Here is a 12,723-nt window from a genome sequence, read left to right on the forward strand (position 1 = left end):
CAAAGATTAGTTTAGTTTAACTTTCACAGGCGAAGAACATATACAAAAGCAAATACTAGATAATCGAAATACGGAGATATGTATGTATATAGATGATACAATAGCGGCCATTGCGACGCCGCCCGGCATTGGCGGGGTTGGTATTATTCGGGTCAGCGGCAAGGATAGTTTTCCTATTGTAAATAGCCTGTTCAAGAGCGCTGGCACCGTTCCTTTGATGGACCGCCAAAATAGAACGATTCAATATGGGACCATTGTGGACCCTGCAACGAACAAGACCATCGACGAGGTTCTTGTATTATTAATGAAAGGCCCTCATTCCTACACGGCAGAGGATGTGGTGGAAATTCAATGTCACGGTGGTATTGTGCCGGTTCGACAAATCTTGAAATTGCTCGTAAATCACGATGTGCGCATGGCAGAGGCCGGCGAATTTACGAAGCGTGCCTTTATGAATGGACGTATCGACCTCACCCAAGCAGAGGCGATCATTGATATTATTGAAGCGAAAACAGAGGACTCCCTCTCTCTCGCTGTATCGCAGCTGGACGGCACAGTTTCGTCCTTTGTAAAAGATGTGCGTGAACAGCTCATCGCCATGATTGCTCATTTAGAGGTAACTATCGACTATCCTGAGGAGGATATTGAGGATGTAACGAGCCAAGAGGTTCGTGAGCAGCTAGAGCCTATTTTGAAAGCTATGGACGATTTGTTGTCTACGGCTAATACAGGTCGCCTCATTCGCGATGGTATTACGACGGTTATCGTAGGTCGTCCAAATGCAGGTAAATCGAGCCTTATGAACGCTCTCTTGCGCGAAAACCGCGCTATTGTAACGGATATTCCGGGGACGACGCGGGATAGTATTGAAGAATATATGACCGTAGAAGGTATTTCATTGCGCCTCATCGATACGGCAGGTATTCGGGATACTCAAGATACGGTAGAAGCCCTCGGTGTGGAGCGTGCTCGCGATTATATTAATAAAGCAGACATCGTACTCTGCGTTATTGATGGGTCTACTCCATTAACCCCTGAAGAAATCGAAATTTTGACCTCTGTCAGCGGTTTGAATACCATCGTACTCCTCAATAAGTCCGATGTGGCACAAGTCGTTACAGACGAAAATATTAAAGAACACGGGACTTTTACAGCTATTGAACGCATTAGCGCTAAAGACGGCGAAGGATCTGCGGTTCTCTCCAAATGGGTGCAAGAACTCGTTTATGGCGGTCGTGTTAAACAAGACAACAGCGCCATGATCAGTAATGTGCGCCACATCAGCCTCATGGAACAAGCAAAAACTCAAGTCGAAGAAGCCCTCTCCTCTATCGACATGGGCATGCCAGTAGATTTTGTCGCTACCGATTTGCGCAGCGCCTGGGAACTACTAGGCGACATCACAGGCGATACCATTCGTGAATCCATGATCGACGAACTATTCAGTCGTTTTTGCCTTGGTAAGTGATTTAAACTTTCATAATAAGATAAGTAATAAATATAAGGAATTCAATTGATATGTACACAGTAGATAATTATGATGTCATCGTTATCGGTGGTGGCCATGCTGGTTGTGAGGCGGCTCTCGCCGCTGCCCGCATGGGTCATCGCACGTTGATGGCGACTATCAGTTTAGATAACATTGCGCTTATGCCATGTAATCCTGCCGTTGGCGGTCCTGGTAAAAGCCATCTTGTTTATGAACTTGACGCTTTAGGCGGTCAAATGGGTATTAACGCAGATGCTACGGCTATTCAAATGCGTATGCTCAACATGGGTAAAGGCCCTGCAGTGCATTCCTTGCGCTGCCAATCTGATAAAATTAAATACCAACATTTGATGAAACAAACTATTGAAAATACAGAGAACCTCAATGTTAAGCAAATTATGGTAACAGAGCTTAAGGTTGAGGACGGCAAGGTAACAGGTATTGTTACAGAACTTGGCGAATTCTATGGCGCTAAGGCTGTTATTCTTTGTACAGGTACCTACTTGAAAGGTAAAATCCTCATCGGCGATATCGATTATGTAGGTGGCCCAAATGGTCAACGCGTAGCAGAACATTTCTCTCAATCTTTGCTCGACAATGGCATTGAGTTGATGCGCTTTAAGACTGGTACGCCGGCCCGTGTAGATAAACGCACGCTTAATCTTGAAAATATGGAGGTTCAAGAAGGAGATACACATCATCACTCCTTCTCCTTTATGGATGAATGGATCAATCGCAATGAAGACGTATGTTGGTTGACCTATACTAACAAAGAAACGCACGAAATCATTACGAGTAATATTCACCGTGCTCCTATGTATAGCGGTAAAATTGAAGGTGTAGGCCCCCGTTACTGCCCTTCTATCGAAGATAAGGTAGTACGCTTTGCAGATAAAGAACGTCATCAATTATTCGTAGAACCAGAAGGTACTAGTACAAACGAAATGTATGTGCAGGGCATGAGTACTTCCCTTCCAATGGACGTACAATATGCATTCCTTCGCACCATTCCAGGCCTTGAAAATGTAGAAATCATGCGCCCTGCCTATGCTATTGAATACGATTGCTTGAACCCAACACAATTGACACCAGCCCTTCAAGTAAAACATATTGAAGGCCTCTACTCTGCTGGTCAAGCTAATGGTACATCTGGCTATGAAGAAGCCGCTGCACAAGGTCTAATGGCTGGTATTAATGCTGCTTTATGGCTTGAAGGTAAAGAACCGTTTATCCTTGCTCGCTCCGAAGCATATATCGGTGTTCTCATCGATGATCTTGTAACAAAAGGTACAAACGAACCATATCGCATGATGACAAGTCGCAGCGAATATCGTTTATTGCTTCGCCAAGATAATGCAGATATGCGTCTTACTGAAAAAGGCCGTGAAATTGGTCTTGTAAAAGACGATCGTTGGGCTAAATTTACAGCAAAGAAAGCGGCTATCGACGAAGCAATGGATATGTTGCGAAATACACCTGTTAATCCATCTAAGGAGACACAAGCTTTGCTTGAAAGCTTAGGTACAGCACCTATTAGAACAGGTATTCACGCTTATGATTTAGTAAAACGTAATGAACTTTCCTACGCTATCGTAGCTGATGCATTTGGTTTAAAACGCTATACACCTGATGTAGAAGAAGCTGTTGATATCTCCATTACTTATGAAGGGTACATCAAAAAACAAATGGACCAAGTCGATAAGGTTCGTAAACTAGAAGAAAAAATTCTTCCAAAAGAATGGGATTACACACAAATTAAGGGTATCTCCCTTGAAGCTCAACAAAAGCTCAATAAAATCCGCCCTCACTCTATCGGCCAAGCAAGCCGTATCTCTGGCGTATCCCCTGCGGACGTATCTGTTCTGCTAATTCAATTGGAACAATACAATAGAAGCAAATAATAGATGTGATTATATACAAAAAGAGCTAGTTAATCTTATGATTAACTAGCTTTTTTTAGTAAATACTTAACAGGTTTAATTAGCTTAATGGTTTAGACCAATCTTCCACTTCTAATTGATTAACTCTTTTAAACTCTTTTGTATTGTTAGTAATGATAGTAAGACCTTTTGATTTTGCATGACTAGCAATGAGTAAATCCATAGGACCAATAATTTTTCCTTGTGATTGTAAATCGGCTTTTATTTTTCCATACTCTTCAGCAGCGTGACTATCAAAATCAATAATTTGTATAGGTGATAATAAAAGTGTTAAAGCTAATCTATTTTTATCTTTTGATTGGCTTTTTTCTACACCATGCATTAGTTCAGCATATGTAATTGATGAAATACATATATCTGAAGGATGATGTTTCAATATTTTCTGTAGTACAACTTCTGGCTCTTGTTTGATAGCATAAATACATATATTAGTATCTAACATATACTTCATAAGGTTTCACGCTCCTGATAATCAATATCTTCCCGTCCGTTACACATAAAATCATCTGTAAATAATGATAAACCAGCTACAAATCCTGCCCATTCATCATCTTTTGGCATAAGTAAGACTACATTTCCTATTTTGTTGATGATTACTTCATCACCATTAAATCGAAATTCCTTTGGTAATCGTACAGCCTGGCTACGGCCATTTTCAAATAGCTTTGCTGTGGTCATACATATCACCTCCTTATTAATAAAAGTATATACCTTGATATATATTTTAACAAGATATAATTTTGTATACATATTATTAAGTAGCTAGTATGTATATTTATATGAATATTTATAAAACTTTTATTATTCTATCTATAAAATATGTACACTAGAGAAATACATTAAGTGTACATTCAGAATAGACAAAATATTCTATAAGTGAAGAAAAGTTCATGGTGATAAATTAGAAATAAACTGTGAAATTTAGTTGATAAAAAGATGTATAAGGAAATTGAAAATGGATATGGTAAAAGGTTAACAAAATAGGTTAAAAAGATGGACCGATTTCTCAATTAATTGTTTTAAATGATAATATAGATATAATATTTCTCCCCTACCCTATTTTATATTACGCAGGTCCTATATTTTTGCTTATAAATGAGAATGATTTGAGAATATGCTATAATATAAAGAAAAATGACTTAAGTATTTTGTTTATATGGTCATATTATTAGTTTTCGTATATAAACTTATATAAAATGGATTAAAAGCGTCATATAACGCAAATTTTTGAGTTTTATAGCATCTGAAAATCTAAATACTATTTTGATATCTCATATATTGTTAAATACATAGTTTTGCCTATATGATGTGTCATATGACATGAGTTTTGTTACATATATGTGGATTACTTTTAGTATTATATAAATATCGAATGATTTATTAGGAGTACTTATGAAAGAGAAATACGATGTGCCTATTGCACCTGAGTCTGAATTTGTTTCATACATGATGGAGCAAATGACCAAATTTGGTTTGCCTTGTACGGAAGAGCAGGCAAAGGACTTTTACGTGTACTATGCGCGCATGATTGAAACAAATAAATACCTCAATCTTACGGGCATCACAGATATGAAAGAGGTCATTGTTAAGCATATGATCGATTCCCTCTCCTGCTACGATCCAAATATTATTAAATCCGGCATGGCCATTATTGATGTTGGTACTGGTGCTGGTTTCCCTGGCATTCCATTGGCTATCTATGATCGTAGTCTTAAGGTCACTTTGTTTGATTCTTTGAAAAAACGTCTTACCTTTCTTGAATCCGTTATAGATGAGCTTAAATTGATTAACTGTGCTACCTTACATGGCCGTGCAGAGGATCTTAGTCATCAAGATTATCGTGAAAGCTTTGATATTGCTACGAGTCGTGCTGTGGCGAGATTACCCATTCTTTTAGAATGGACTGTACCATATGTTAAAGAAGGTGGCTACGTTATTGCTTTAAAAGGTGCTATCTACGAAGAAGAAGTGGGAGAATCCAATAAAGCCCTTAGCACATTAAAAGCAAAGATTGAAGAAGTACGAACCGTTACTCTACCAACCTTAGATGATAAACGAGCAATCTTGTATATCAAGAAAACAGGTAAAACACCGAAACAATACCCACGTAAGCCAAAAGAAATTAAAGACAAACCGTTAGTGTAATCTAATAGTGCTATCACGTAATAGCGGATAATAGATTACAATTGATACCTATATAAAAGAGGATGCAAATCTAAGATTTGCATCCTCTTTTTCCTATCTTCCCTAGCCTATTCAAGGATATCGTTTACAACAGGATTACATAGTTTATTCACTATATAAGTCGTATATAAAGATAAATAGAACACCTTTTCCTAAGGACGACTTAGGGTTACTATGGAGTCCGTGGGAAAGGTGTTCTTTTATAATTTTACAATGATTTATACATGGTCAATGATATGTAATGTTGTATCGATATCGTTTAAAGGCATAATATGTACGCCTGCAGCGATTTTTTTGATTTGTTCCAAAGTTTCGATAGCGATTTCTGTACCCGCTTCTTTTCCGCCTTTTTCTACACGGTCTAGGATTTCTTGTGTAAGGTTAATCCCAGGCACTTTTTCGTGTAAATATGTAGCCATTTTGAAGCTTTTAAGTGGAATTAAACCGAGCATAATAGGTATATCGAACTCGGACATTTTATCGATGTAGCGTTTTGCTTGTTCTAAATCGTAAATTGGTTGTGTTTGTACGAAGTGTGCACCATTTTTAATTTTCGCTGCTAATTTTTGACGTTCAATTTCTAAGTCTGGTGCACCAGGGTTGCCAGTAGCACCAATGTAGAAGTTTGTAGGCTTATCTAAATCATTGCCTGCCAAGTCTTTACCAGCATTTAATGTTTTAGCGATATTGAGTAAGCCCATGCAGTCTACTTCGAATACGGATTGTGCAAATGGGTGGTCTCCATTATCTGGTTTGTCACCAGTAAGGGTTAAGATATTATTTACGCCAAGTGCTGCAGCGCCTAGCAATTCGGATTGTAGGCCGATGATGTTACGGTCGCGGCATGTAAGGTGGAAGATAGTTTCAATGCCTTCGTTATGTTGTAATAAATAGGACAAGGAAATTGGGCTCATACGCATCTTGGACATAGGGCTGTCAGCGATGTTAATGGCATCTACTTTCCCTTTCAAACGGGCTGCTTGGTCAAATACCTTTTGAGCAGAACTGCTCTTTGGTGGGTCTAATTCAACAGTGATGGTGAATTTCCCTTGTTGATGTTTCTCTCTTAATGTCATCATGTACCTCTTTATTACAAATTATTTCTCTAAAGTTTCAAAGAAATCGTTGGCGTGGTTAACTGCAGCGATACCGTCTTTAGCGTAGATATCTGCGCCAGCTTGATCTGCGTATTCTTGAGATACTACGGCGCCACCAACCATGACCTTAGTATTAAGGCCTGCAGCGCGAATAGCTGCAACAGTATTGTCGATTTGAGGCATTGTTGTAGTCATCAAGGAACAGATACCGACGAGGGCCGCTTTGTTGTCCTTAATAGCTTGAACGATGACTTCTGGATCAACATCTTTACCAAGGTCAACAATTTTGTAACCATTGTTTTCAAGCAAGGCCGCTACGATATTTTTACCTAAATCGTGAATATCGCCTTTAACTGTTGCTACAACAACTGTGCCTTTATCTAAACTTTCACTAGCAGGAATAATTTCTTTAATTGTGTTGAAAGCAGCCTGCATTGTTTCAGCAGCAAGCATTACTTGTGGCAAGAATAATTTACCAGAACCGAATTTATCCCCTACTACATTCATCGCTTCAGAAAGACCTTTTTTAGTAAGATCCAATGGATCAATGCCATCTGCTAAGGCTTTTTTAACAAGATCTATAATAGCTTCTTTTTCACCTTGCTCTACGCAAGCACGGATATTAGCGAGTGGATCATTGCTGTCGAAAGATTTCTTTTCAGGACCTTTTGGAGCAGTGTTACCAGGGGCACTTGTTTCGTCTTCATAGCCGTATTCTTTGATGAATTCTGCAGAACCTGGGTCCCAGCCTAATAATGTAGTGCTAGAAACAAATGCTTTTTTCGCTGGGTAGTTTAGAGGGTTCATAATTGGTGTTGTTAAACCACATGCTAAAGCCATTGTTAAGAATTGGCCGTTCAAGTAAGGACGTTGTGGCATACCGAAGGAGATGTTGGACAAGCCCATTACTGTTGGGAAGCCAAATTTCTCTTTGTATAACTGTAATGTACGCAATGTTTGGCGTGCACTATCTTCACCACTGGCAAGTGTTAATACCAATGGATCTAGTAATAAGTCATGAGGTTGAAGACCATAGCCATAAGCACGATTTACGATACTTTCAGCTAAAGCAACGCGGTCCTCTGCTTTTTCAGGAAGGTCACCACTGCAGATTGGCAAGCAAAGCAATGCTGCACCGTAACGTTTAGCCAATGGCATAACGTGAGTGATGGACTCCTCTTCCCCGTTTACGGAGTTAATAAGAGCGCGGCCTGGATAGTTTTTAAGAGCTACTTCCATAGCTGCTGGATCCAATGTATCGATGGACAAAGGTGTTTCAACGAGCATGGATAATTCGAAGATAGCACGTTCCATTAATGGTGTTTGGTCCATACCTGCTACGCCCATGTTTACGTCGAGGATGTCGGCACCTGCTTCTACTTGGTCTAATGCATCGCGTTTTACACGAATGAAAGAGCCATCGCGTAACTCTTGAGCAAGCACTTTACGACCTGTAGGATTGATGCGTTCACCGATAATAAGAGGTTTTGTATGATGACCTAATTCCAACAATTTAGTGCGGCTCGTAATGATTGTTTTAGGTTCAATATGAGCACGCTCTTTAGGTGTATGTGCTTTCACAGCATCGGAAATAGATTGAATATGAGCTGGTGTTGTACCACAGCAGCCACCTACATAGCTTGCACCTGCATCTACGATTGGAAGCATCAATGGCCCCATTTCTTCTGCTGCAAGTGGGAATACAGTTTGCTTGTTAATTAATTGAGGCATGCCTGCATTTGGTTGGCAGCTAATTGGCAAGTTTGTAACACTAGCGATTTCCTCGATAAGTGGTGTAATTTGTTCAGGTCCAAGAGAACAGTTGATACCTATGATATCTGCACCCATTGCCTCTACGATTGTAGTTGCAACTGCTGGGGGTGTGCCTGTAATAGTACGACCGTCTTCACTGAAAGAAAACTGACAGATGATTTGTACATCTTCTTTTGTTTTTCCTGCTGCTTCGCGAGCATCAAGAGATGCTAATAAAGCGGCGCGCATTTCTTGTACGTCGATGATAGTTTCAATGATAATGAAATCTACGCCACCTTCAATCAATGCATCTGCTTGTTCACGGTACGTGTCATAAATAGAATCAAAGCTCATATTGCCTAATGGTTGTAAGAAACGACCTGTAGGACCCATAGAACCAGCTACACGGGCAGATGGTTTAACCTCTGCAATAGCCTCTTTTGCTACTTTTACCGCTGCAATATTGATTTCTCTTACGCGATCTTGTAAATCATAATCTTCTAACTTAAGACCACAAGCACCGAATGTATTGGTAGTAATAACATCACTGCCATGTTGTAAGTATTGAGCGTGAATATTCTTTACTACTTCTGGTTTTTCTATGTTAAATAATTCTGGACAATAGCCCTCTTCCAAGCCTGCAGCTTGAAGCATTGTGCCCATAGCACCGTCAAATATATACATAAACATCTTCCTTTATCATCCTAAATTCTAAAGTGTTTCACGTGAAACATTATTCTGTTGGTTGCCCTTTCATAGCGATACCAGAGGCTTCGGCTGTCGTTTTACTACAGCTTTCTTCTTCTTCATTATTAGTGGTTATAGATGCCTTTTCTGGTAATTTACGAGATGCACAATCCTTTTGGGAACAAGATGTGCAACCACGCTTTGTATTGATATCTTGATTAGCTGGCATTAAACCAATAATAGCCGTTACAGATTTACGTGGGAACAATAAATAGTTCTCCGTTACTTGTAATCCAATCATCTCTGTTTTAATAATTTTAGCTAATTGAGGCTGAATTTCTAATGGCCAGTTACCATAACCAGGACTAAAGCGCCATGTTGGTTTATAACCTTGCTTTTTAGCGATGGTATTGATAACTTCATTTACTTGATCCGCTACTTGTTCTACCGCTGTTGTAGCCGCTGCATCAAGTAGTAAACCTACAGTATAGTTACCTTGTTTAAATAACTGTTCACTTCGAATTTCTACATCTTCACCTACTGTTACGCCTAATACATAAACTTTTGTAGATTTTTCAAGATGTTTTTCAATGATGGAACCTTCAATTTTAAGTGGTGGATTGCTCAAAACTGTTTTTGTTTCTGCATCATAATCATATTCTTGATATACACCTTTAGGTGTAGCTAATAATTGAATTTCCTTACATGCTTCGTCTACATATTGTTGCGGAAAATCCTCTGCGTGACGAAGTCCTGCGTATCGTTTTACTTCTGTTTTATCGATGGCAGGAAGCATTCCGTTATAAATGGGCATAGAAACGCCTCCTTTTCAAAATAAAAAGCTCTGCGTATCCGTAGAGCGTGTACTTAATCATTAGTATATTGTTTATAGATTAGATCAATCTCAAGATTTATCTATTTTACGTCTATAAATATTATTACTATCTATTTAATAGTATATAGATATAGATAATGCCTGTCAAAGTATATAGGGCCTGTATTCTCATATAATTTATTAGTGTATTGATATAGCTTCAAGCTATATCAAATTATATTTTAATCCTAAAAGTTATCATTGATAATGTTTTATATATTTTAGACTATTACATTAGCTTAATAATCTTACAGCTTTATATTAAATTGTTTCACGTGAAACATTTTGATTGTTTTGCTTGTAAATTTACTCAATATATTCAATTTGTCTTGATGTTGATCTTTAATTATTAGTCATAAAGATTTATTAGATTTTGTGATCAATTACTTTGTTAATTTAGTTATTTTTATTAGTATAATTATATTTTTAATTAGTTATTTTTGAAAACAAAAAATACATAAAATTTTCTTATGTATTTTTAACTGGTTGGTATATATTTATATACCAAGTTTATTTTTTTACTATAAAATTTTTGTGGTAAATACTTTTATATAGATCAAGTTAAGTTTTTTGACTGCATTTAAATGTTTCACGTGAAACAATCAAAATTCTTTTTGTATATTTGAGAGATGCAAAATGAGGTTAAATTATATTGTTTGCTAATATTAAATTGTGTATATTATTAAATGATGCGTTTAATAGATAAAATTATAGATGTTTTTTGAGAATTTGATTTGTAATTACCGTAAATATCGTTGTTTTATGTTATAATTAAAAAGAAATATTTTGAACGAACATGTGAGGTGAATTAAGTGGGCAAAGTTATAGCTATTACTAATCAAAAAGGCGGTGTAGGTAAAACAACAACATCCGTAAATTTGAGTGCTTGTTTGGCTGATGCTGGTAAGAAAGTGTTGCTTGTTGATTTAGATCCACAAGGTAATGCTAGCTCTGGTTTAGGTATTGAAAAAGATGATTTAGAACTCTGTGTACACGATGTTCTAATCGATGGTGAACCTATTGCTGATATTGTTCAGCCTACAATGCTTAAAAAGCTATTTGTAGCGCCTGCAACAATTCAATTAGCTGGTGCAGAAGTGGAACTCGTTTCAGTTGTTTCACGTGAAACAATGTTGAAAAAGGCATTGGCACCAGTACGTGACGAATATGATTTTATCATTATTGACTGTCCGCCATCCCTTGGTTTGCTAACATTAAATGCCTTTACAGCGGCAGATAGCGTATTAATTCCGATTCAAAGTGAATTTTATGCATTAGAAGGGGTTAGTCAATTAGTAAAAACTATAACAATTGTGCAACAAACATCTAATAAAAATCTTGAAATTGAAGGTGTTTTGTTAACTATGTTTGATGGTCGTACAAATTTATCTATTCAAGTTGCTGATGAAGTGAAGAAATTCTTTGGTAATAAAGTATATAAGACTATTATTCCTCGTAATGTACGTCTTAGCGAAGCTCCAAGTTATGGTGAACCTATTATCGTATATGATCCAAAATCTAAAGGGGCCGACGTATATACTAAACTAGCTAAAGAAGTGATTAAAGCTTCAAAAGATAAATAAATAGTTCAATAGATAGCTAATTGTATAGTTAAATAGCTAAAATGACTAGACTAATACCTTGGCTATTAAATAATTGAGTGTTACAAATTGATATATAGTCACATATGTAAGGTGAGAGAGGTTAGTTATGCCTAGAGAAGTTAAAAGTAAGAAAAGTAAATCATCCGGCTTGGGGAAGGGCCTTGGAAATTTAATGAAGGTGGACACAGTCGAGTCTGTATTACCTGAAAAGGAAATTCATGAACTACCAATTTCTGAGTTAGTTCCGAATGCAGATCAACCTCGTAAAAGCTTTGATGAGGATAGTTTAGCTACATTAGCTGAATCTATTAAAAATCTTGGTATTTTTCAACCAATTGTAGTACGTAAACAAAAGAATAAATACCAAATTGTAGCTGGTGAACGTCGTTATCGTGCTGCTATTATTGCAGGTTTAGAAACAGTACCAGTTATTGTAAAGAAATATAATACAGAAGAAATGACAGAAGTGGCTCTCGTTGAAAATTTACAACGTGAAGGGTTGGATCCAATTGAAGAAGCTTTGGCGTACCAAGGCCTAATGGATACTTATAAACAAACACAAGAAATGATCTCTGCTCGTTTAGGTCGCAGTCGTTCTTATATTGCAAATATGGTTCGTTTGTTAAAATTATGTGATTCTGTACAAAAAGATCTTATTGAAGGCGACTTAACAGTAGGTCAAGCGCGTCCATTGTTGGCATTGCGTAGTGCTGCACAACAAATTGAAGTTGCCGAACGTATTAAAGAGGGCGAATTAAGTGCACGTCAAGCAGAGGCTCTTGTGAAGTCTATGCAAAATAAAACTCCTAAGACAAAGGCTGTTAAGCCACAAAGTACTGCAGAAGTACGTGCTCTTATGGATCGTTTAAAACTTAGCTTAGGATCTCCTGTAAACATTAAGTTCCGTTCTGGTAAAAAGGTTCAAGGTAAGATTGAAATTGCCTTTTCTTCTGAAACAGAATTAGAACGACTTATTGCTTATATGGATGGTCAAGATCATGCTGATGATACTGAAACTGTAGAGTTTAGAGTATAATTGCTTAGCAATAGCAATAGCAATAGCAATAGCAATAGCAATAGCAATAGCAATAGCAAT

At 37.5% G+C, this 12,723-nt stretch carries 10 protein-coding genes; 5 read left to right on the forward strand and 5 right to left on the reverse strand.

Annotated elements, in window-relative coordinates:
* Positions 1 to 82 precede the first annotated feature (82 nt).
* Together mnmE and mnmG are read left to right on the forward strand one after the other, a co-directional pair.
* A complete protein-coding gene (mnmE, locus tag RWP19_RS06100; protein ID WP_314356874.1) occupies positions 83 to 1,468 on the forward strand; it encodes a tRNA uridine-5-carboxymethylaminomethyl(34) synthesis GTPase MnmE in 1,386 nt (461 codons plus the stop codon).
* Between the two features lie 50 nt (positions 1,469 to 1,518).
* On the forward strand, positions 1,519 to 3,390 hold the full coding sequence (gene mnmG / locus RWP19_RS06105; protein ID WP_314356875.1) for a tRNA uridine-5-carboxymethylaminomethyl(34) synthesis enzyme MnmG: 1,872 nt from the start codon (positions 1,519 to 1,521) through the stop codon (positions 3,388 to 3,390).
* Positions 3,391 to 3,469: 79 nt separating this feature from the next.
* On the opposite strand, the gene RWP19_RS06110 is transcribed toward mnmG, so the two are convergent.
* Positions 3,470 to 3,880: a type II toxin-antitoxin system VapC family toxin gene (locus tag RWP19_RS06110; RefSeq protein ID WP_314356876.1), complete on the reverse strand. Its 411-nt coding sequence runs from the start codon at positions 3,878 to 3,880 to the stop codon at positions 3,470 to 3,472.
* A complete protein-coding gene (locus RWP19_RS06115; protein ID WP_314356878.1) occupies positions 3,877 to 4,107 on the reverse strand; it encodes a type II toxin-antitoxin system VapB family antitoxin in 231 nt (76 codons plus the stop codon). The genes RWP19_RS06110 and RWP19_RS06115 overlap by 4 nt, the downstream gene beginning before the upstream one ends.
* Before the next feature lie 714 nt (positions 4,108 to 4,821).
* Between RWP19_RS06115 and rsmG the strand changes: the two genes are divergently transcribed.
* Positions 4,822 to 5,574, forward strand: coding sequence for a 16S rRNA (guanine(527)-N(7))-methyltransferase RsmG (gene rsmG / locus RWP19_RS06120; RefSeq protein ID WP_314356880.1), 753 nt, complete (start codon positions 4,822 to 4,824; stop codon positions 5,572 to 5,574).
* Between the two features lie 257 nt (positions 5,575 to 5,831).
* Here rsmG and RWP19_RS06125 read toward each other — a convergent pair whose 3' ends face one another.
* From RWP19_RS06125 to RWP19_RS06135, 3 genes are read right to left on the reverse strand one after another with little or no spacing between them, the layout of a single operon-like run.
* Positions 5,832 to 6,689 (reverse strand): methylenetetrahydrofolate reductase, encoded by an 858-nt coding sequence (locus RWP19_RS06125; protein WP_314356884.1) that lies wholly within the window; start codon positions 6,687 to 6,689, stop codon positions 5,832 to 5,834.
* A 21-nt stretch (positions 6,690 to 6,710) separates the two neighbouring features.
* Complete coding sequence (locus tag RWP19_RS06130; RefSeq protein WP_314356881.1) at positions 6,711 to 9,146, reverse strand: homocysteine S-methyltransferase family protein; 2,436 nt, start codon at positions 9,144 to 9,146, stop codon at positions 6,711 to 6,713.
* Between the two features lie 49 nt (positions 9,147 to 9,195).
* Positions 9,196 to 9,963, reverse strand: a complete 768-nt coding sequence (locus RWP19_RS06135; protein ID WP_314356882.1) for a methionine synthase — start codon at positions 9,961 to 9,963, stop codon at positions 9,196 to 9,198.
* Between the two features lie 872 nt (positions 9,964 to 10,835).
* On the opposite strand from RWP19_RS06135, the gene RWP19_RS06140 reads away from it, so the two are divergent.
* Complete coding sequence (locus tag RWP19_RS06140; protein WP_119209350.1) at positions 10,836 to 11,606, forward strand: ParA family protein; 771 nt, start codon at positions 10,836 to 10,838, stop codon at positions 11,604 to 11,606.
* Between the two features lie 127 nt (positions 11,607 to 11,733).
* Positions 11,734 to 12,663, forward strand: a complete 930-nt coding sequence (locus RWP19_RS06145) for a ParB/RepB/Spo0J family partition protein (RefSeq protein ID WP_314356883.1) — start codon at positions 11,734 to 11,736, stop codon at positions 12,661 to 12,663.
* Positions 12,664 to 12,723: the final 60 nt, after the last annotated feature.

The organism is uncultured Veillonella sp., from assembly GCF_963522475.1.
Lineage (GTDB): Bacteria > Bacillota > Negativicutes > Veillonellales > Veillonellaceae > Veillonella.

What these genes read in the sequence shown, in the direction of transcription:
- mnmE (WP_314356874.1), top strand. Translation starts at nt 83, where the DNA reads ATGTATATAGATGATACAATAGCGGCCATTGCGACGCCGCCCGGCATT.
- RWP19_RS06135 (WP_314356882.1), bottom strand. Translation starts at nt 9,963, where the DNA reads ATGCCCATTTATAACGGAATGCTTCCTGCCATCGATAAAACAGAAGTA.
- RWP19_RS06145 (WP_314356883.1), top strand. Translation starts at nt 11,734, where the DNA reads ATGCCTAGAGAAGTTAAAAGTAAGAAAAGTAAATCATCCGGCTTGGGG.
- mnmG (WP_314356875.1), top strand. Translation starts at nt 1,519, where the DNA reads ATGTACACAGTAGATAATTATGATGTCATCGTTATCGGTGGTGGCCAT.
- RWP19_RS06125 (WP_314356884.1), bottom strand. Translation starts at nt 6,689, where the DNA reads ATGACATTAAGAGAGAAACATCAACAAGGGAAATTCACCATCACTGTT.
- RWP19_RS06115 (WP_314356878.1), bottom strand. Translation starts at nt 4,107, where the DNA reads ATGACCACAGCAAAGCTATTTGAAAATGGCCGTAGCCAGGCTGTACGA.
- RWP19_RS06110 (WP_314356876.1), bottom strand. Translation starts at nt 3,880, where the DNA reads ATGAAGTATATGTTAGATACTAATATATGTATTTATGCTATCAAACAA.
- rsmG (WP_314356880.1), top strand. Translation starts at nt 4,822, where the DNA reads ATGAAAGAGAAATACGATGTGCCTATTGCACCTGAGTCTGAATTTGTT.
- RWP19_RS06130 (WP_314356881.1), bottom strand. Translation starts at nt 9,146, where the DNA reads ATGTATATATTTGACGGTGCTATGGGCACAATGCTTCAAGCTGCAGGC.